The sequence below is a fragment of the Sphaerimonospora mesophila genome, from assembly GCF_001417795.1.
GTDB classification, from domain to species: domain Bacteria; phylum Actinomycetota; class Actinomycetes; order Streptosporangiales; family Streptosporangiaceae; genus Sphaerimonospora; species Sphaerimonospora mesophila.
Genome location: NZ_BCBX01000039.1, coordinates 51105 through 71929 on the forward strand (window position 1 = coordinate 51105; position 20825 = coordinate 71929).

15 protein-coding genes are annotated in these 20825 nt (G+C 69.8%); 6 read left to right on the plus strand and 9 right to left on the minus strand.

The genetic code is table 11. The features are described 5' to 3' along the window. Positions 1-2: 2 nt before the first annotated feature. Positions 3-2093, minus strand: coding sequence for an N-6 DNA methylase (locus AP234_RS20610; protein WP_055481330.1), 2091 nt, complete (start codon positions 2091-2093; stop codon positions 3-5). Positions 2094-2252: 159 nt separating this feature from the next. Between AP234_RS20610 and AP234_RS20615 the strand changes: the two genes are divergently transcribed. Then, entirely contained in the window at positions 2253-3908 is a 1656-nt protein-coding gene (locus AP234_RS20615) for a DUF6119 family protein (RefSeq protein ID WP_055481331.1), read from the plus strand. A 71-nt stretch (positions 3909-3979) separates the two neighbouring features. Here the strand turns inward: AP234_RS20615 and AP234_RS37600 are convergent, their stop codons facing one another. Beyond that, positions 3980-4147: a hypothetical protein gene (locus AP234_RS37600; protein WP_162492446.1), complete on the minus strand. Its 168-nt coding sequence runs from the start codon at positions 4145-4147 to the stop codon at positions 3980-3982. Between the two features lie 140 nt (positions 4148-4287). Here AP234_RS37600 and AP234_RS20620 point away from each other — a divergent pair, with 140 nt between their 5' ends. After that, positions 4288-6570: an ATP-binding protein gene (locus AP234_RS20620; RefSeq protein ID WP_235558282.1), complete on the plus strand. Its 2283-nt coding sequence runs from the start codon at positions 4288-4290 to the stop codon at positions 6568-6570. Here the strand turns inward: AP234_RS20620 and AP234_RS20625 are convergent. Next, positions 6463-7431: a 4-epi-cubebol synthase gene (locus AP234_RS20625; protein ID WP_055481332.1), complete on the minus strand. Its 969-nt coding sequence runs from the start codon at positions 7429-7431 to the stop codon at positions 6463-6465. The two genes, AP234_RS20620 and AP234_RS20625, sit on opposite strands and share 108 nt — an antisense overlap. Before the next feature lie 248 nt (positions 7432-7679). Here AP234_RS20625 and AP234_RS20630 point away from each other — a divergent pair, with 248 nt between their 5' ends. Together AP234_RS20630 and AP234_RS20635 are read left to right on the plus strand one after the other, a co-directional pair. Then, positions 7680-8585: a proteasome assembly chaperone family protein gene (locus AP234_RS20630; protein WP_055481333.1), complete on the plus strand. Its 906-nt coding sequence runs from the start codon at positions 7680-7682 to the stop codon at positions 8583-8585. A 1-nt stretch (position 8586) separates the two neighbouring features. Next, positions 8587-9648 (plus strand): Gfo/Idh/MocA family oxidoreductase, encoded by a 1062-nt coding sequence (locus AP234_RS20635; RefSeq protein WP_055481334.1) that lies wholly within the window; start codon positions 8587-8589, stop codon positions 9646-9648. Between the two features lie 195 nt (positions 9649-9843). On the opposite strand, the gene AP234_RS20640 is transcribed toward AP234_RS20635, so the two are convergent. From AP234_RS20640 to AP234_RS20650, 3 genes are all read right to left on the minus strand, one after another. After that, positions 9844-10575 carry an NYN domain-containing protein gene (locus AP234_RS20640; protein ID WP_055481490.1) on the minus strand — a complete coding sequence of 244 codons (732 nt, stop codon included), beginning with the start codon at positions 10573-10575 and terminating at the stop codon, positions 9844-9846. Positions 10576-10671: 96 nt separating this feature from the next. Then, positions 10672-12258, minus strand: a complete 1587-nt coding sequence (locus AP234_RS20645; RefSeq protein ID WP_055481335.1) for a serine/threonine protein kinase — start codon at positions 12256-12258, stop codon at positions 10672-10674. Positions 12259-12300: 42 nt separating this feature from the next. After that, positions 12301-13557: an SGNH/GDSL hydrolase family protein gene (locus AP234_RS20650; protein ID WP_063843017.1), complete on the minus strand. Its 1257-nt coding sequence runs from the start codon at positions 13555-13557 to the stop codon at positions 12301-12303. 130 nt (positions 13558-13687) lie between these two features. Here AP234_RS20650 and AP234_RS20655 point away from each other — a divergent pair, with 130 nt between their 5' ends. Beyond that, positions 13688-14485, plus strand: coding sequence for a tyrosine-protein phosphatase (locus AP234_RS20655; protein ID WP_055481337.1), 798 nt, complete (start codon positions 13688-13690; stop codon positions 14483-14485). Positions 14486-14530: 45 nt separating this feature from the next. On the opposite strand, the gene AP234_RS20660 is transcribed toward AP234_RS20655, so the two are convergent. Both AP234_RS20660 and hrpA read right to left on the minus strand, forming a co-directional pair. Beyond that, positions 14531-15199: an HAD family hydrolase gene (locus AP234_RS20660; protein WP_235558283.1), complete on the minus strand. Its 669-nt coding sequence runs from the start codon at positions 15197-15199 to the stop codon at positions 14531-14533. A 26-nt stretch (positions 15200-15225) separates the two neighbouring features. Then, positions 15226-19206: an ATP-dependent RNA helicase HrpA gene (gene hrpA / locus AP234_RS20665; RefSeq protein ID WP_055481338.1), complete on the minus strand. Its 3981-nt coding sequence runs from the start codon at positions 19204-19206 to the stop codon at positions 15226-15228. Between the two features lie 131 nt (positions 19207-19337). Between hrpA and AP234_RS20670 the strand changes: the two genes are divergently transcribed. Further along, positions 19338-19628, plus strand: a complete 291-nt coding sequence (locus AP234_RS20670; protein ID WP_055481339.1) for a hypothetical protein — start codon at positions 19338-19340, stop codon at positions 19626-19628. Between the two features lie 270 nt (positions 19629-19898). On the opposite strand, the gene AP234_RS20675 is transcribed toward AP234_RS20670, so the two are convergent. Next, entirely contained in the window at positions 19899-20783 is an 885-nt protein-coding gene (locus AP234_RS20675) for a universal stress protein (protein WP_055481340.1), read from the minus strand. Between the last annotated feature and the right edge of the window lie 42 nt (positions 20784-20825).

The following is a 20825-nucleotide window of genomic DNA, read 5'->3' on the forward strand; positions in this document are numbered from 1 at the left end:
AATCAGGAGCCTGGAGGTGCGAGTGCACCGCCGGACAGTGCGTCGGCAACCGTCCGCACGGTCTCGACGGCCAGATTCTGGGCCTTACGAGCGGCTTGTTCCAGCCGGTGCAGGTTCTGGAAGGCTTCGCCATATCGGCGCTGTTCTTCGAGCGGCAAGAGCGGGACCTTGAGCCGGCTCGGCTCCAGAAAGACATCCTGTCGCAAGCCCGTGGCCACGACCAGGTTCTCCTCCGACAGGAGGAAACCGGCGAGGAACCACGGGTCCAGCCGGGCCGGGTCTACCCGGAGCGCGGTGACACTGGCCCCGAGTAGGCAGCCCGCGTCGTCTTGATCTGCGACCCGGCAGGAAACCTGCTCACGGTAGGCCACTCTGGGGAGAAGCACGTCGCCGACCTCCACAATGACCGGCGGCGCGGCTCGGTCCTCCCCCGCCACACCGGTGGCGCGGCTGCCGGTTGCCACGTCCCGGCCCAGGAGGACGGGCCTGGCGCGGTGTTCCTCGGGCACCGCCTCGTCGGAGACACCACGGGTGCCGCGCGGAAAGGCACGCTGGATGGTGAGCATGCCACCTTTGGCCAGATCGCTGACGGTAGCAGTGCGCCACGTCTTGGCTTCGGTTCCGCTATCGGCCCAGCTCTGAGCACCTACCGCAGTCGACAGATCGCCGAGGCTCTGAGAGAGCTGCTCCAGCAGGGAGCGCGCCCTGTAAGAGACCTCGGCGGGGTCCAGCTCCGTCCGGTGCAGATGCCGGACTGGGATGAGATCGACGCTGTCTCCGAACAGTTCCACCACCGGGACGGCCCGCGCCCTGTCGAGGACGGACTCGAATCCCGCCGGGTCACGCAGGTAGGAGCGCCACGAGGTGAGAACCGTCTCGCTGAGCGCAGCCCAGTCGATATTCCCGCGACGACCGGTTTCGGCGGTCAGATCCATCATCAAGATCGGGTCGCCGGCGGGACCCTGTCCGGGTTGACGCAGCACCCATAAGTGGAGGCCGATGTGCAGCGGAACGACGACCCCTGGCGGGAGGGCGATCACGGCACGTAACGCTCCCGCCTTGAGTAATTCGGTACGGATCGCCCTCCCGGAGGTACGGGAGCCCGTTCCGGGCGGCAGGAGCAGTACGGCATGACCGCCCGGAGCCAGATGGGCCAGCGCGTGCTGCACCCAGGCCAGTTCGCTCTCCCCACGCGGCGGCACGCCATAGGTCCAGCGAGGATCGTAGATCAGCTCGTCATGGCCCCAGGCTCGATCCCCAAAGGGCGGGTTGCACACGACCGCATCGGCTTGCAGGTCAGCGAACTGGTCGGCACGGAGACTGTCCCCCGCCTTGATCATCGTATGCCGATCAGGCATGGCGAGCTTCAGCCGGACGGCGCTGCGCAGAGCCTGAACGTCAAGCAGATCTTGACCTACCAGCCGTAGCGCGCTCTGCCGCCCTGCCGCCTCTAATAGGCCCCCAGAGCCGCAGGCGGGATCGAACACTGTCGCCGGGTAAGGTGGTCCGCCCTCTGGTTGGAGGATCCGGGCCATGAGATCGGCGAGTTGCTTCGGCGTGCGGTAGGCACCCGCCGATTGAGTATCTGTCAGCTCCCGCTCGGCTAAGACATCGAGCACGGCCTGGCCGCCTTCGTTGCAGACGCTGCTCAGCACTGCCCGCAGCAGCTCAGCGTCAGCGGGGCCGAAACCGTCGTCCGGCGTGATGGGCAAGTCAGCGCTCTGCTCGGCCACGGCGTTGTTCGCAGCCACGGCGAGGTCGTCGTCGGCCAGCTTCACCAGCTCGGCCAGCCTGGCCTGTGCGAGTCGGGCGGTCGCGTACACGAACGGGAGTAGCCGCGTCGCCGCCGGGGTGCCGGTACGCAGGTGCAGCAGTGTCCGCAGTTCCTCGACGGGCGTGGCCGGCTGGGCCTGTCCCCGTGACTCCAGCCAGGCACGCACGGCGGCCAGGTCGTAGAGGGGGCTGGCGTCGGATCCGGCGACGGGGGCCGGAAAGTCCGGGTGGCGTCGTCGCCAGTTGCTGACTGTGGCGCGGGTGACGCCGGCAAGTCGTGAGATCTGGGCGGCGGTCACGTGCACGGATGGCTGGGACACATGCCTCCCTCCTCGTTAAGCGATCAGCTTGACGCTACCAATTCGAAGCACCGCTTGCCAAGGGTGAACTTTTTAACAGCGCTTTCAGCCATACTTGTTGTAAGCACTCCCATCTGAAGGGCGGTAGACGCCGCCCCCACTTCCCCCTGGAGGAACGCCATGGCTCCCACGACGCTGCCCGCAACCGTGTATCGGCTCACCGGCATCCCGCCGACCGCAGACGCGATGTTCGACGCCACCTCCGTCGACCGTCTCGCCGAATCCGGAGTCGACGTCGTCCCGATCGACATCGCCGGTGCTCCGGCGATCCTCTACTTTCGGCAGCTCCCGACGAACAAGGCCGGCTGGTGCGCCGGACTGTCCGCTCTCACCGGTGTCCCGCTCGGCCTGCTCAGGCAGGACTGCGAGGCCGTACTCATCGTCGGCGTGGGCGAGCACGTCTACGGCATCGGGTTCGGGCAGGGGCATCTGTCCATCGCGGAGTTCAAGGAGCCCGGGTTCGGGCTCCACTGTGCGCTGCGCGTCGTCGACCCCCTTGAGGTCCGGGACGTCGTCCGCCGGGCGCTCGGCGGCATCTCGCGGCAGGACTCCACGCAGGTCCCCGGCGGGATCCCCATCGGCGGCATCGGCCTGCGCGATCATGCCGAACTGGTGAAGAGGCTCGGCGGATTGATCCGGGCGACCGACCTCGGTCTCTCCCACCGCAAGACGGTCTCCATCGAGGGAGCGGACGGCCTGCGGCTGCCCATCCCCCTGGACCAGAAGGCATTCCTCGCCCTGCTGACCCGGCTGAACGAGATCAGCGAGCGGGAGGTGCCGCCCGACTTCGAGCGCCTCGAAGCGATCCAGCCTGTACCGACCGGGGATCTACGCGACAGGCTCGATGCGCTGCTTGGGGCTGGTCTTCGCGACGATGGCGACCTGTGCATCCAGGTCGTGGTCCCGGTCGAGCTCGCCGATCGGCGTCACGAGGCCCGCTCGTACCGCATCAAGATCGGCAGCATCGCGACCGTCAGGGACGAGCTTGATCTCGACTCCCTGCGGCAGCGATGCAAGGTGCAGCACTGCCTGGACCCGGTGACGGCGCTGCGCGAGGGCCATGTCGAGATGTGCGCTGACCGCGACGGCAAGGAGTTGATCAGCCGCGCCAAGGCCATTCGGTGGGTCGAGGCCACAGTGTCGATTGGGCCGCGTATCTACCAGCTCAGCGACGGCGAGTGGTACGAGTGCGGCGCCGGCTACGTGGAGTCGATCAAGTGTCGGCTGCGCGAGCTCATCACGGACGGGCCGGAGCTGGAGATGCTCCCGTGGCGGCTCGGTGAAGAGGAGGAGGACTACAACCTCCGGATGCAGGACCACTTCGGGCGGGACAAGTACGTGTGCCTCGACCGGAAGTTCATCAGGACGTCACAGCACTGCCGGGGCAGGGGCTTCGAGGCCTGTGACGGCTTCACCCACCGGCACACCCTGGTCCACGTCAAGGCGGCGGACAGCTCGGAGCCGCTGAGCCACCAGTTCAATCAGGCCCTCATCTCGACCCAGGCACTGTTTTTCCAGCCGGAGGCGCGCGCGAAGTTCCGGGCCAAGGTCGCCGAGGTCAGCGACGGCCGCCTGACCGTTCCGGAGGACTTCCTGCCGGGCAAGGTCGTCCTGGCCATCCTCCTCAAGGGCAAGGAGCTGACCCCCGACTCGCTCTACCCGTTCGCGCAGGTCGCGCTCGTGAGCATGGCCGACGTACTCAAGCGCGACTATGGTGTGACGGTCGAAGTCGTCGGCATTCCGGTCGAAACCACGTGTGACAAGAAGGCCGCGTAGCCGCGCTCTCCTGCTGGGGGCAGGTCCTCCGGCAGGAGTGCCTCCCCCCGCATCCGGACTCCGGACAGGCCCTAGCCCCAGTGGGGTGGGCGTTCTTCCAGGTAACGGGCGTCGTCGGAGTCGGAGTGCCACTCGCCCCAACCGAGGTCGGTGTCGTCGCTCGTCTGGTCGGGCAACACCGGCAGTCCCTCGTCGAAGAGGTCCACCGGACGCATGTCATCCGGATGCTGCACAGTCACGCCCTTCATGATATCCGGTGCGTATGACCGCCGGGGAGGAGAATCATCACCGACAGATCCGGGCGCGTGTCGGCGGCCGAAGGTACGATGCGGATGCAGACAGCACGCCCGGACGACCCCCGACGACCCCGTGAGGCGGCATGGCTACGCCAGCAGGATGGCGGCAAGAGGGCAACCTGCCCGTGGAGCTCACCAGTTTCGTGGGCCGTACGCGGCTGCTCGCTTCGCTGCGGCAGCGGCTGCAGCAGTCCCGCCTGGTGACGGTCACGGGCATCGGCGGAGTGGGCAAGTCACGTACGGCCCTGCGCATCGCCCACCAGGTCCGCAGGCAGTTCCGGGACGGCGTCTGGTACGCCGACCTGGCCCGGCTGCAGGACCCCGGGATGGTCTACCACACGATCACCTCTTCCCTCGGCATCGCCGACCAGTCCGCCAGGGAGGGGCAGGACACGCTGGTCGAGTGGCTGTCCGACCGGGAGATCCTGCTCATCCTGGACACCTGTGAGCACCTCGTCGACGCCGTCGCCGCTCTCACCGCCAGGCTCCTCGAGGTCGCGCCCAACCTGCGGATCCTCGCCACCAGCCGACGCTCGCTCAACGCGCAGGGCGAGTACACGCTCGCGGTCCCGCCGCTCACCGTCCCCGGTGACGACCCGGCGGAGAATCCGTACACGAACGAGGCGGTCGAGCTGTTCTCCGCGCGGGCCGGCGCCGTGGTGCCCGACTTCGTGGTGGACGAGAGCAACATCACCGCCGTCTCCGAGCTGTGCCGCCGCCTGGACGGGATCCCGCTCGCCATCGAGCTCGCCGCCGTGCGCCTGCGCTCCCTGTCGGTCGACCAGATCCTCGCCCTGCTCACCGACCGGTTCAGCCTGCTCGCCGGCGCGAGCCGTACGGCCCTGCCGCGCCATCAGACGCTGCGCGCCGCGATCGGGTGGAGCCACGAGCTGTGCGAACCGGCCGAGCGGCTGCTGTGGGCCCGGCTGTCGGTGTTCGCCGGCGACTTCGAGCTGGAGGCGGCCCGCTACGTCTGCTCCGACGAGTCGCTCGCGGCCGAGCGCATCCTCGACGTGATCACGGAGCTGGTCGACAAGTCGGTGCTGCTGAGCTTCCCGACCCCGGCCGGCCAGCGTTACCGGCTGATCGACACACTGCGGCAGTACGGCGGGGAGTGGCTGGACAAGCTCGGCGAGACGGCCGAGCGGCGCCGCCGCCATCGGGACTACTACCTGCAGCTCGCCGAGCGTGGCGAGCACTCCTGGTCGGGGCCCCGGCAGGTGCACTGGTTCACCCGCATGCGGCAGGAGCACGACAACATCCGGGTGGCCCTCCAATACTGCCTGTCGGTCCGGGGCGAGGAGGGCGTCGGCCTCGAACTGCTGTCGTCCCTGTGGTACCTCTGGGTCGCCTGCGGCTTCGCCCGGCAGGGCGTGCACTATCTGGAGCGCGCGCTCGACGCGGCGCCCGAGCCGAGCAGGCGGCGGTGCAAGGCCCTGTGGGTGCTGTCCTACATCCGCAGCGCGCAGGGCGACATGGCCGGGGCGCTCGAGGCCGCCGAGCGGTGCAGCACCGAGGCGGTGCTGGCGGGCGACTCGGTGGCGGTCCTGCTGTCGACCAAGATGCAGGGCACCGCGGCCATGCTGCAGGGTGACACGCAGAAGGCCACCGCCCTGCTCGGCGTCGCCATCGAGTTCCACCGGGGCGGCCGCGAGCTCAACCCCGGCCTGCTCCCGGCGATCGTGGAGCTGTCCGCCGTTCTGCTGACCCAGGGCGAGTTCGCCGAGGCCGAGACGCTGCTGCTGGACTGCCTGAACCTCTGCCAGGAGCGGGGCGAGCTGTGGCTGCGCTCCTATGCCTGGTACGTCATGGCGATGGTGCAGCGCGCCACGGGGCGCCACGACGAGTCGCTGGTGAGCTGCAAGGAGTCGCTGCGCATCAAACGCCACTTCCACGACGTGCTCGGCGTCGTGCTGTGCGTGGACGCGCTGGCCGGGCTCAACCTCGACATGGGCGCCGCCGAGCGCACCGCGATGCTGCTCGGCGCCGCCCAGGCCAACTGGCGCACGTTCGGCCTCCCGCAGTTCGGCTCGCCGTTCTTCACGGCCGAGCGGCCGAGCACGAGCAGTGCGTCAAGGAGTGCAAGAAGCAGATCGGCGACGCCGCCTACGACGAGGCCTACGCCCTGGGGGCGCGACTCAGCCTCGGCGACCTCATCGAGTACGCACTGGACGACTTCGGCGACTTCGAACAGGAGTGACCGTCGCCGGTCGTGGTCAGGCCGAGCCGCGCCGCCCCTTGGGATCGGGTCGCGCCGGTCAGGCGCCGGTCAGTGCGGCGGTGTAGCGCGAGCTGGTCAGCGAGTAGTCGACGCTGCCGCTGATCCAGTACTGCAACCCGCGGACGTAGGCGGAGACGGCCGGTGAGCGCAGCGACGCCGTGGCCGGTTCCAGGGCCACCATCTCGGCGATGGCCCGGTCGCGCATCACCCCGATCCGGTCCATCGCCTCCTGCACCGAACAGCCCGCGTGGGTGACCAGCACGCTCACGAGATTGTTTCGGCCGTTGACCGCGTCACGCTCCTTGGCGTACGAGATGAGGTCGTTGTCCCACACGACCACGTCGTTGGCGTGCTGGGTCATCGCCCGCACCGCGGGATGGCGCCACTCGTCCCAGGTGAGGCAGACCTCGGCGGTCAGGTCGATCAACGCGAAGACGGTGAGCATGGCCCCGGTCCTGCGGCGCATGAAGACGTAGTCGGCGAACGTGGGGATGACGTCGTCCTCCCGGTTGGCCGCCTCCCAGACCTGGGCGAACAGGTAGTCCTTCGTCGCCGCGCGCCAGCGGTCGAGCTGGTCGGCGGTGCCATACGCGGTGATCCGGGCCTTGATGTCGAGCAGCGCGCGGGCGAAGACGTCGTCGACCGGCTCCGCGCCGGTGAGGTCGTCGATGACCTCGAAGAGCCGCGGCAGCGCCCGGGCGATCTCGGCGGCCCTCCGATCGGACTCGCAGTAGACGTCGTCGAAGGCGAACAGCCACACGCACCAGTCGGTGACCACCTGGCACAGCTCCCGGGCCGCGTAGGGGTAGGTGCGGGCGCCCAGCCATCCGTATCCGGCCGACCGGAAGCGCTCCAGCTGTTCGCCGTCGGCGATCATCCCGGAGGCCGCCAGCCAGCTCATCGTGTCCCGGTCGACCTCGTCGACGTGGGGGTTCACGTCGCTGTGGAAGGGACAGGTGAGCTCGGGGAGACGGAAGGCCTGCGTGATGTTGGAAGTCGTCGGCATCAGCCCAGCATGACCAGCGTGCAGGACGAAGACCAGACTGTCCTACATTACGGAAAGTTTAGGTCAGTTTACATCATGTCCGAAATCAGGGATCTGTAGATCCGTGTCCGAAACATCGGGCTGGTTCTGGCGTCGGCGGGATGCCCCAGGACCGTCGTCCACAGGGCGGACCCACGAGTCCGCGCGGGAATCCGTACTGTGCTGCACTAGGTTCATCAGGTAAAGGACCCTTGAGAAAGGCTGGAGACGTGTTCGACCCCACGGATCTCTACCGGCTCGACGGGAACCTCCCCGAGCTGACCGATCCGGTGCTGCTATACCACTTCGAGGGGTTCGTGGACGCCGGTGCCACGGGCCGGTTGGCAATCGGGCACCTCCTCGCCGAGTTGGAGCATCGGGTCATCGCCAGGTTCGACGTGGACCGGCTGCTCGACTACCGGTCCCGGCGACCGGTAATGATCTTCGATACCGACCGCTGGATCGACTACGAGACGCCGGAACTGGCCGTCCATCTCGTGCGCGACACCACCGGCACGCCGTTCCTGGTCATGTCGGGGCCGGAGCCGGACCGCGAGTGGGAGCTGTTCACCGACGCCGTCGCCACACTCGTCACCCGGCTGGGTGTGAGCAGGCTGGTGAGCGTGCACGGCATCCCCATGGGCGTGCCGCACACCCGTCCGCTCGGTCACACCGCGCACGCGAGCCGCCCCGAGCTCATGACCGGCCGGCCAAGCCCCTTCGGCAAGGTGCAGGTGCCCGGGAGCATCGCGGCGCTCATCGAGTTCCGGCTGGGCGCGAAGGGCCACGACGCGGTGGGCTTCGCCGTACACGTGCCGCACTATCTGGCCCAGGCGGAGTATCCCCAGGCCGCGGTGGCGGCACTGGAGGCGATCACCGGCAGCACCGGTCTGGTGTTCCCCTTGGAGACCCTTCGGGAGGCCGCCGCGCGGACCGACGACGAGATCGCCGAGCAGATCAGCGCGTCGGCCGAGCTGTCGGGCGCGATCCAGGGCCTGGAGCAGCAGTACGACGCCTTCCAGTCGGGCTCCGAGCGGGACAGCCTGCTCGCGGAGAGCATGCCGATGCCGACCGGCGACGAACTGGCCGCCCAGTTCGAGGCGTTCCTCGCCGAGCGCGACGAGCGGGACGGCTGAGATGATCGCTGGAGCGCCCGACATCCGGGTCGGTCTGGCCGGTTACGGCACCGGGGGCGCGTTCTTCCACGCGCCCCTGATCGCCGCCGTCCCCGGGCTGCGGCTGGCGGCCGTGGTCACCCGCGACCCCGCCAGGGCCGAGCGGGTACGGCACGAGCACCCCGACGCCGAGATCGTCGGGGCGGCCGACGAGCTGTGGGACCGGTGCGACCTCGTGGTGATCGCCACGCCGAACCGCACCCACGTGCCGCTGGCCGTCGAGGCGCTCAAGGCCGGTCTGCCCGTCGTGGTGGACAAACCGCTGGCGGGCACCGCCGCCGAGGCTCGGGATCTCCTCCGGCTCGCGCGCGATCGCGGCCTGATGCTCGCGGTGTACCAGAACCGGCGCTGGGACGGCGACTTCCTGACGGTCCGCCGCCTGCTGCCCGAGCTCGGGGACGTGCACCGCTTCGAGTCGCGGTTCGAGCGGTGGCGGCCGGTGCCCAAGGGCGGCTGGCGGGAGTCGGGCGGCCCGGAGGAGATCGCCGGGATTCTCTACGACCTCGGCAGCCACCTGGTCGATCAGGCAGTCCAGCTCTTCGGGCCCGTCTCCCACGTGTACGCGGAGGCCGACACGCGGCGGACCGGCGTGCTGGCCGACGACGACGCCTTCATCGCGCTGACGCATGCCTCCGGCACGCGGTCACACCTGTGGATGAGCGCGCTCGCCGGTCGGCTCGGCCCCAGGTTCCGGGTGCTCGGATCGACGGCGGCCTACGTCAAGTGGGGGCTCGACCCCCAGGAGGAGCGGCTGCGCGCGGGTGAGCGCCCGGCCGAGGGCTGGGGGGTCGAACCCGCCGAGCGGTGGGGGACGCTCGGCGTCGACGGAGACAGCCGTACGGTGCCCACCGAGCCGGGGGCCTACCAACGGTTCTACGAGGGCGTCGTGGCCTGCCTCCGGGACGGCGCGCCGCCGCCCGTCTCGGTGGAGAGCGTCATCGAGACCCTCGCCCTCCTGGAGGCCGCCAGACTGTCGGCCGCCACCGGCACGGTCATTCCCATCCCCGCCGAGAAAGCCGGCTAAGGTGATCGGCCAGCGATCTTGTTTGGGCCGGGCTGAGAGCCGCCGCCCCAAGCCCCTAAGGCCAGGCGACGCATCTCCTGCGATTCTTGCCTGATCCACACTGGGTGAGTAAAGAACGTTCCGAGGTTTTTCGCCAGAGAAAAAGAAGACCCGGCCCACGAGGAGCCGGGTGGTCTACGTGGGTAGTGTACTCCATCACCAGCCCGGTGGCATCGAATACCCGCCCACCGGGTTCGGGAGCTGGTGATGCCGAATGTCCCGCTCACTCAGCTTGCGCCAGAAGTGACGGCCGACTCCCATCGTCGGCAGGCCGCGCAGGGCGCCTGCAGTCTGTCCGGGGGAGGGATTGACCAGCCCGACCGGGACCAGCTTGCGCGCTTCCTCGATCGGGAACCGCAGATCGGAGTCATTGGAGATCACCAGCGCCGCGTCGACATTGCCACGTAGAACGTCCAGCAGCAGATGGGAGGCGACGTTGACATCGCTGCCCTTCTCCTCGCGGTGCGCGACGGAAACCATGAACCGCGCGTCGTTGACCTCCAAGCCTGCGCTGTCCTGAACCATCACCGGCCAGCCGGGGCCGACCAGTCGCGGCCGACCGTTCGGCTGGCGTACTGCGAGCGGCGCCGCCTTCACCCGCGCCACGTAGTATCCGTACTCGATGTGGTCGACACTTTTCGAGGCAAGCAGGGCCTTGAGGTAGACATCCTGATCCGCATAGCTCGACGGGTTCTCGGCCGCGTCCACTCGCGCCGTGCAGTAGACCACGCGCCCCAACAGAGCGCCACGCCAGTCGTGTCGCTCTTGCATGAGGGACTGTGCGAGCGCCCCGATATCGAGCCAGCGCCAGCCGAGCGTACCCCGACCGCACAACGACCGTGCGCCGTAGTACAGGTTGTAGCCGTCTACATACACACCGACACGCATCACTGGGGCACCTTATCCCGGTCTCTATCCGTGCGTTGACCAATCACCACCCCCATCACTCGAACCAGACACCGTGTCGGTCACCCTGCGGAGTGGTCAGTCCCGGACGAGCGTGCCCAGGTATGTGACGTCGCCTTTCGCGCCGTCCCATCGATAGGCGAGCCCGTCGTCGGTTCTGACCAGGGTGACCGTGCCGGCCGCGCACCTGTCGAGCCGGAAGACGAGTGCGGTGCCGGAGCTGCGCGTCAGCCTCAGGGTGGCCTGGCACGAGGTGGTCACGTCCTGCCAGCTTCCGGTGTTCTCGCCCGGCGCCAGCGTGATCTGGACGTCGGTCTCGTCGCTGCCCACAACGACCTCGGTCGGCTCGATGTGGCCGCCCCACGTGCCGGCGAGTGCCGCCGGTACGGTTCCCCCGGGCGTGGTCGTCGGCGTGGCGGTGGTGTCCCCCGAGCCGCCGTCGTTCTCGTTCACCACATCGTCCGTCATGGCCCCGTCGTCCTCCGTGACATCGTCCGGCGCGGGGATGCCGCCCGCTGTGGCGTCAGGCGTGGGGATGCCACCCGAAGTGGGGGTGCCCTGGCTGTAATCGGACGCCGGTGAGGTGGCGGCCGGTGACACGATCGTCGTCGCGTCGGCGGCCGCGGTGAGGGACGCGGTGGGGGACGCCTTCTCATCGGTCAGGAGCCGCGGCGCCAGGAGCGCGGCCGTGACCGACAGCGCGGCGACGGCCGCCACAGCGCCGATGACGATCCCGGTACGCGAACGCCGTACGCCTGCCCCGGCGCCCGGCGGGGTCGCCGGAACCGCGGTGAGGACGGCGGTCGCCTCGCCCTGCCGTACGCCCTCCGGCCTGGTGGCCGCCGCGGCCACGCCCGCCCGCAGCGGGTCGGGGGCGGAGCCGACGAGCTCCAGCAGCACGTCGCGGGAGGCCGGCCGGCACGCCGGGTCCTTCGCGAGGCAGCGTTCGACCACTCCACGCAGCGGCTCGGGCAGCCCGGAGGCGTCGGGCTCGGCGGTCAGGATCCGGTGCATCACGGCGGGCACGCTGTCGGCGCCGAACGCGGCCCGTCCGGTGGCGGCGAAGACGATCGTGGCGCCCCAGGCGAACACGTCGGCGGCGGGGGTCGCCGGCTGCCCGGCGATCTGCTCGGGCGCCAGATAGGCGGGGGTGCCGACGGGACCCGCCGTGATCGTGTCGCTCGCGCTGTGCCGGGCGATGCCGAAGTCCACCACGCGGGGGCCGTCCGGCCCGAGGAGCACATTGCCGGGTTTGAAGTCTCGGTGCACGATCCCGGCGGCGTGGATGGCCGTCAGCGCGGTGGCCGTGCCGACCGCGAGCCGTTCCAGCTCGCCGCCCCGCAGCGGGCCCCCGGCGTCGACCCGCCGCTGCAGGGAGGGCCCGTCGATGAACTCGCTCACGACGTACGGCATCGGCCCGTCGACCATGGCGGTCAGCACCCGGGCGGTGCAGAACGGCGCCACGCCGCGCATCGCGTCGAGCTCCCGGGCCAGCCGCTCCTTGACGGACGAGTCGAAGCCCGACTTGAGCACCTTCACGGCGACCGGTTCCCCGCCCGGTGTCCAGCCCAGGAACACGACGCCCTGACCGCCCTCGCCGAGCCGTCCGTTCAGCGTGAACTCGCCCAGCGCACGCGGGTCATCGGGGTCCAGGGGGTCGACCATGGGACCGCACGATAGCGGTCAGAAGACGCGGTGCGATATCACTCAAAGGCGGCGGAGGTCGACCGCGTAGGCGAGCTTGCGCCGCCCGGCGTCGCTCATGTGCAGGTGATCACCGACGTCGTACGGCGCGGCGAGCTGCTCGGGGAACTCCGGGTCGCGGACGGCCTTGTCGAAGTCGATGACGCCGTCGAAGGCCCCGCTGGTCCGGATCCACTTGTTGACCTGCTGCCGGATCTCCTCCCGCTCCTGGGTCCAGCTGCCGAAGCCGTAGAACGGGGTGAGCGTCCCGCCGAGGATCCGCACCTTCCGGGCGTGCGCCATCTTGATCAGCCGTTTGTAGCCGTCGATCAGCGGCGCGGCGGAGGTGTAGTAGCCCCGGGAGATGTCGTTGATGCCCTCGTAGACGATGACCGTGCGCACGCCCGGCTGGGTCAGCACGTCGCGGTTGAATCGGCCGAGGCCACGCGGCCCGACGTCGTGGTGGAGCAGCCGGTTGCCCGCGATGCCGGCGTTGAGCACGCCCATCCGCCGGTTCGCCGGCAGCCGGCCGAGCCGGTGATAGAGGTAGTCGGTCCAGCGGCGGTTGGCGTCGGCGCTCTGCCCCGCGCCGTCGGTCAGCGAGTCGCCGAACGCGACGACCGAGCGTGTGGTCTTCGGCGCGCCGACGGCGATGCGGTCCAGGAAGTACCACTGCGTGCTGGTGTAGGTGAAGCCGTCGGCGCTCTCCTCGGCGGCGAAATCACCCGGATCCGACAGATACGTGGTCGCGTAGGCACGCTCATGCCCGGTGACGCCCCGGACGTTGCTCGGCACGTAGAAGCTGACGACCACGTCGGACCCGCCGGGGATCTTCCCCGGGATCGGATCGCTCCAGGTGGCCCGCCCTGAGCCGATGGTGACCGATTTACGGCCGCCGAAGGTCACCGGCCGGTTCGTTCCCGTGAGGATCTCCGCGCCGTACGCCTGGATGCCGACGTGTACGCCGCGCAACGTCACCGGCGCCGATCCGAACAGGTTGGACAGACGGATGCGCATGCCCGTACCACCGATGCTGGTCCGCACCACCATCCGCACGGTCTGATCTCCGAGGGCGGCGACGAGCCGGGTGGTCGAGGCCGACCAGGTGCCGACCAGGCGGTGGGAGGCGGCGGGCTGCTCGCCTTTCCCCCGGTCCCCATGCCGGTCTACCTGGGTCTGCGCACCGGCCGGGGTCGCGGGGAGCACCACCACGGTCGTCGTCGCTGTCGCCGCGGCGAAGGCCAGAGCCACCACGGACAACCGGTGAGTCGGCCGGGGCATCAAGATCCTCCTGATGTGATGGGGGGTGATTGTGCCCCTACATTACGAGAGTTTTACCGGTGGCAGGGTGGTTTGCGGATCATCCACCTCGCCCGGCCGCGCCGTCCCGGCTCCCGTAATCTCTTTAACGATGAACGAGCATGAACGCTGGATAGATCTGAACGGTGCGGTCAACGTACGGGACCTGGGCGGACTGCCCACCATCGACGGCGGCGTCACCCGGTTCGGCCGGATTCTCCGATCCGACAACCTGCAGGGGCTGACCGACGGCGACGTCGACCGGCTGGTCTGGGACCTCAAGCTGAGGAACGTCGTGGACCTGAGGTCGGTGGCCGAGGTGCGGCTGGAGGGTCCCGGCCCGCTGACCCGGGTGGCGGAGGTCGGGATCCATCACCTCAGTCTGTTGCCCGAGGGCGGGCGGTTCACCGACGCCGGAGCCGACACGGTCGACGAACGGGCGCTGCCGCGGCGGGCCGAGCACACCGAGGACGAACGGTCGGAACCGCGGCTCACCCGCTACTACAGCGGCTACCTGCGCGACCGGCCCGACTCGGTGCTGGCGGCGCTGCGCGTGCTCGCGGTGGACGACGGCACGGCCGTGGTCCACTGCGCGGCGGGCAAGGACCGCACCGGGGTCGTCAGCGCGCTGGCGCTCGCGGTCGCCGGGGCCACCCCGGAGGCGATCGTCGCCGACTACGTGGCCACCGGCGTACGGCTGGCGGCGGTGCTCGCGCGGCTGCGGTCCAGCGAGACCTACCGGGCCGACCTGGACGCACAGCCGGCGGACGCGCATCACCCCCGCGCCGAGTACATGACGCGGTTCCTGGCCGGGCTCGACCGCCGGTTCGGCGGCCCGCTCGGCTGGCTCGCCGCCAACGGCTGGACCGACGACGACACCCGGGCCCTGCGCGCCCGCCTCCGCGACTGAGCACGACCGGCCGCCGGGAAAGGCCACGACGCGGCGGGAAGACCGTCAGGAAAGGCCGGCGACGAGGCGGGGAAGATCGGTGAGGGCGTCGGCCACCAGGTCGGCCTCGGCGGCCTCCGGGCGCGCGGCGTGCAGGTATCCCCAGGGACCACGGCGCAGCAGGGCCGTACGCATCCCGGCCCGCCCGGCCGGCCGCACGTCGTTGTCGAGCCGGTCGCCCACGTAGAGGATCTCCCGCGGTGCCCGGCCCGCGACGGCCGCGACCTTCGCGAAGAAACCCGGCTCGGGCTTCTCCACGCCCCAGCCGGCCGAGGTGTGGATCGCGTCGACCGGAAGGTCCATCGCGGCGAGCGCGTCGTAGGCCTGCGGCGGCTGGTTGCCGGCCACGATCACCTGATAACCGGCCTCGCGCAGCGCGGCGAGGCCGGGCCGGACGTCGGGGTAGAGGTCGTCGGCGTCGAAGTTCTCCCGCAGACCGTCCGGATCGTCCCGCCGCCACGCCGCGATCTCGGCCTCCAGGTCGAGCCCCGGCCGGATCAGCTCGAACGCCTCCAGGTGACCCCGGTCCAGGGCCGCCATGCCGCCGAGCACGCCCATGAAGGTCAGGCGCGGCACGCCGAGCCGGTCGGCCCAGCGCGACCAGATCCGCGTCTCGTCGATCAGCGTCTCTCCCACGTCGAACACGAGCGCGCGGATCACCATCGTCTCCCCCATCTGGATCGGTCTCTCGAAAACCCCGCTCAGATCCGCTCCATGGCCTTGCGTATGCGCTTCTCCGACACGGGCGCCGGGGTGCCGAGCTGCTGGGCGAAGAAGCTCACCCGCAGTTCCTCGATCATCCACCGGATGTCCCGTACGGCGGGCGCCGCACGCTCCTCGGGCTTGAGGCCGTCGAGCAGGTCGCGGTAGTCGTCCTCGACGTCGTGAACGCGGTGCATCCACTCCCGGTCGCGGCGCGGGTCGTCCGGCAGCTTCTCCAGGCGGCGCTGCACGGCGCGCAGATAGCGGTGCACGTCCGGCAGGCGGGCGTAGCCGGTCTCGGTGACGAATCCCGGGTGGACGAGCCCGCCGAGCTGCTCCCTGATGTCCTCGACGATGTCGTCGGGCCCGGCGAGTGCGCTCTGCGCCGCGTGCCAGACCGTGAGGATCCGCTCGACCCGCGCGACGACCTCCTCGGTGGTGTCGAACAGCGACGCGCGCACGTGGTCGTGCAGGCGCCGGAATCCCGCCTCGTCCCACGCCGGTCCCCCGGCCTCGTCGATCAGTTTGTCGGCCGCGCACGCCGTACAGTCGTCGAACAGCGCGGCCGCGCCGCCGTGCGGGCTGCGGCTGAGCGCGAGCTTGGCCGTCGTGCTCAGCCCACGCAGGATCGCCTTCGCCGGGCTCACCACGTTGAGCAGCAGCAGGCGGCGGGTGCCGGCCCACATGGCCCGGCGCTGCTCGGCCTCGGTCTCGAACATGCGGACGGCGACGCTGTCGGTCTGGTCGACCAGCGCGGGGTAGGCCCGCATCCGGCCCTGCTCGAAGAGCTTGGGCAGCGTGCCGATGCTCCAGGTGCGCAGCCCGGTGCGCTCCAGGTCGTCGGCGGCGCGGGAGAGCGTGGCGCGCAGGCGCGGCGCGAGCCGCCGCTTGAGGTCCTCCAGGTCCTTGCCCTCGGCGATCGTGCGTTTCCGGTCGTCGATCACCCGGTAGGTGATGCGCAGATGTTCGGGCACCTGGTCGGGGGCCCACGCCTCCCTGGGGATGTCCAGCCCCGTCATCCGGTGCAGTTCCCGCTCCAGCGCGTCGAGGATCGGCTCACTGCCGGGCCGTACCCGCTCCAGCACGGCCTTGGCGTAGTTGGGCGCGGGCACGAAGTTGCGCCGCAGGTGCTTGGGCAGCGACCTGATGAGCGCGGTGACGAGTTCCTCGCGCAGGCCGGGGATCTGCCAGTCGAAGCCCACCGGCTCGACCTGGTTGAGCACGGCGAGCGGGACGTGGACGGTCACCCCGTCGGCCGACCCGTCCTGGACCCCCTCCCCGGCTCCGGCCCCGGCCCCGGTGGGCAGGGACCCGGGGTCGAACCGGTAGGTGAGGCGCATCCGCTGGCCGTTCTGCCGCCAGGCGTCGGGGTAGTCGCGGGCGCTGACCCCGGCGCCCTCGTTGACCAGCATCTCCGGGGAGAAGGTCAGCAGGTCGGGGGTCTCGCGCGAGGCCTTCTTCCACCAGCTGTCGAAGTGCCGTCCGGAGACGACGTCGGCGGGGATCCGCTGGTCGTAGAAGTCGAACAGCGTCTCGTCGTCCACCAGGATGTCGCGCCGCCGGGCCTTCTCCTCCAGCCGCTCGACCTCCTGGAGCAGCTTGCGGTTCTCGTGGAAGAACCCGTGATGGGTCCGCCAGTCGCCTTCGACGAGGGCGTTGCGGATGAACAGCTCGCGGCACAGCTCGGGATCGATCCGGCCGTAGTTGACCTTTCGCTCGGTCACGACGGGCACGCCGTACAACGTGACCTTCTCGAACGCGACGACGGCGGCCTGGTCCTTCTCCCAGTGCGGCTCGCTGTAGGTGCGTTTGACCAGATGCTGGGCGAGCGGTTCGATCCACTGCGGCTCGATCTTGGCGTTGACCCGGGCCCAGAGCCTGGAGGTCTCGACGAGTTCGGCCGACATGACCCAGGCGGGCTGCGCCTTGGCGAGCGCCGACCCGGGGAAGATCGCGAAGCGGGCCCCGCGGGCGCCGATGTACTCGGTGATCGGCCTGCGGCCGTCCTGCCTGCGCTTCTCGAGGACGTCCTTGACCCCGATGTGCGACAGCAGGCCGACGAGCAGCGCCTGATGGATCCGCTGGGGGTCGGCGTCCACGCTGTTCGGCACGATGCCGAGTGTCCTGGCCACCTGCCGGAGCTGGCTGTCGATGTCCTGCCATTCCCGGACCCGCAGGTAGTTGAGGAATTCCGCCTTGCACAGCCGCCGGAACGCGCTGGACGACAGCTCCCGCTGCTGCTCCCGCAGATAGCGCCAGAGATTCAGATAGGTGAGGAAGTCCGATTCCTTGTCCGCGAACCGGCGGTGCCGCTCGTCGGCCGCCTGCTGTTTCTCGGCCGGACGCTCGCGCGGATCCTGGATCGACAGCGCCGCCGCGATGATCATGACCTCACGGGCGCAGCCGCCCCGGTCGGCCTCCAGCACCATCCGGCCGAGCCGGGGGTCCACCGGGAGCTGGGCGAGCTTGCGGCCGACCGCCGTGAGCTGCGGACCGTGACCCTTCTGGAGACCCGGGGCCTTGCGGGTGTCCCGTACCCGCCCACCGTCCTTCCGCGTCCCGTCGGGCGTGGCCGGGGTGAGCGCACCGAGCTCGTGCAGCAGGTTGATCCCGTCCCTGATCTGCCTGCTGTCCGGGGGCTCGACGAACGGGAACGCCGCGATGTCCCCCAGGCCCAGTGCGGCCATCTGCAGGATGACGCTGGCCAGGTTGGTACGGAGGATCTCCGGGTCGGTGAACTCCGGACGGGAGACGAAGTCCTCCTCGGAGTAGAGCCGGATGCAGACGCCGTCGGACGTACGGCCGCAGCGGCCCTTGCGCTGGTTTGCCGAGGCCTGCGAGATCGGCTCGATCGGCAGCCGCTGCACCTTGAGCCGGTTGCTGTAGCGGGAGATGCGGGCCGTGCCGGGGTCGACGACGTACTTGATGCCCGGCACGGTGAGCGAGGTCTCGGCGACGTTGGTCGCCAGCACGATCCGGCGGCCCCGGTGGGGTTGGAAGACCCGATGCTGCTCGGCGGCGGACAGCCGCGCGTACAGCGGCAGGACCTCCTCGGGGCGGCCCTTCAGCGCGTCGGCCGTGTCGCGGATCTCCCGTTCGCCGCTGAGGAACACCAGGATGTCGCCCGGACCCTCGCGGCACAGCTCGTCGACCGCCTCGACGATGGCCTGGGTCTGGTCGTCGTCCTCGCCGATCGGCCGATATCGGACCTCGACGGGATAGGTGCGACCGGACACCTCGACGATCGGCGCGCTGGGCCGTCCCGGCTCGGAGAAGTGCCGGGCGAACCGCTCGGGGTCGATCGTGGCCGAGGTGATGATCACCTTGAGGTCGGGCCGCTTCGGCAGGAGCTGCTTGACGTACCCCAGGATGAAGTCGATGTTGAGGCTGCGCTCGTGGGCCTCGTCGATGATCAGCGTGTCGTACTGCAGGAGGAGCGGGTCGGTCTGCATCTCGGCGAGCAGGATGCCGTCGGTCATCAGCTTGACGAGCGTGCCGTCGCTGGAGTGGTCGGTGAACCGCACCTTGTAGCCGACCGCCTCACCCAGCGGGATCGACAGCTCCTCGGCGATGCGCTCGGCCACCGTCCGCGCGGCGATCCGCCGGGGCTGGGTGTGCCCGATCGCGCCGTGGACGCCCCGGCCGAGCTCCAGGCAGATCTTCGGCAACTGGGTCGTCTTGCCGGAGCCGGTCTCCCCCGCCACGATCACGACCTGGTGGTCGCGGACGGCCGCGAGCAGGTCGTCCCTGCGCCGGCTGACCGGCAGCTCCGGCGGATAGCTGATCTCGGGTACGGCGGCGCGGCGTACGGCGACGCGGCGCTCCGCAGCCTCGATGTCCCCGGCGATCTCACCGGCCACGGCCCGGCGCGCCGCGCCGTCGCGTACCTTGCGCATGCCGTCGAGACGGCGGCGCAACCTGCGCTGATCGCGCAGCATGAGGTCGGGTAGGCGGCCCTGAAGGTCGGCGAGCGTGTTCATTCCACGCTCAAGGATAGGCAACCACCCCCGCAGCCCCGCCATCCGTTTTCCGTCGGCGAGATCACCATGGGATTGGAGCATTTAGCGACGGGTAGCCACAAAAGGGATATTCAACACCAAAGGAGGACCTGATGATCAGGATGCTCCACCAGATGGGGCTGCGCTCCAACATGATGTACGGAGCCGGTCTCATCTCGATCGGTGCCTCGATCGCTTCGTGGTTCGTCTCCAAGCAGTACGAGAACGCGGGCATGGACCGGGCCGACCGCTGGGGGCTGTTCATCGGTGAGTGGGTGCCGACGTTCTTCGCGCTCGGCATCGCCCTGCGCATGGAGGAGCTCAGCGAGGAGATGGGTCACGAGACTCCCGAGTTCCACGAAGAGAGCGCGGAGATGCGACGGCCCGCCCGGACCGGGGTCTGACACCGTCCGACGACCACCCCCAGTCCCGTGATCTTGCGAATACTCGCACATCGGGCCAGGAGCAGGGACTACACATTTTTGATCTTGCAGTTTCTCGCAGACATGTGCACTGATCAGCGAAAACGTCATTGGTGATCTTGCACTCCCGACTGCAAGATCACGGAGTTGATTCGCGCAGTTCAGGAGGGCGAGCTGCAAGAAACCGCAAGATCACGGGGTGGGGTCTGGTCAAGAACCCGGTCGGACGTCTGCTCAACGTCTGCTCAACGTCTACTCGGTCTTTTCGGCGCGGACGATCGCGATCGGGCAGTGGGCGCGGTGGAGGACGCCGTGGCTCACAGAGCCGAGCAGCGCTCCCTTGACCTCGCCGACCCCGCGGGTGCCCACGACCACCAGGTCCGCGGTCCGGGAGGCCTCGGCCAGCACCGTGATGGGGTGCCCGCACACGACGGACTCGGCCAGGGGGACATCGGGGTGCCGCTCCCGCCACGGCGCCAGCCGCCGGCGGAACGACTCGGCCTCGGCGTCGGAGATCTCCGTCATCATCGCACCGTATCCGGCCATGGGCGGGCCGAACACCGGCGGCCGCCAGGCGTGCACGGCACGCACGCGCGCCCCGCGGAGCCCGGCCTCCTCGAACGCGAACTCGACCGCCGACTCACTGTGCGGGGACCCGTCGAAGCCCACCACGATCTCGTCGTACGGCTCGCGCCGGGTTCCCCGTACCACGACGAGCGGGACGGCCGCCCGGGCGGCCAGGCCGAGCCCGACGGAGCCGAGCACGAGCCCGGCGAAACCTCCCATGCCCCTGCTGCCCACCACGACGAGGTCGGCCCGCTCCGACTCGTCCGTCAACCGCTCGACCACGGTGCCGGTGACGAGGCCGGTGGTCACGGTGAGGCCGGGCGCCTCCTCGCGCCCCCCGGCGCGCCCGATCGCCCGCTCCCGGGCGCGGGCGAGCACGCCCTCGCAATGGTCCGACAGCGACTCGCTGAAGCCGGCCACCCCGTGGAAGGGATATTCGTTGGCCCACGGCTCACGGACATGCACGATCTTCAGCGCGGCGCCGCGCCGCAGGGCGTCGTCCACCGCCCAGTCCACCGCCGCCAGCGCCTGCTCGGAGCCGTCCACGGCCGCCACGATCGAACCGGACATATTCGCAATCCTCCCGGGTAGTTCCGACAACTCCATCACATC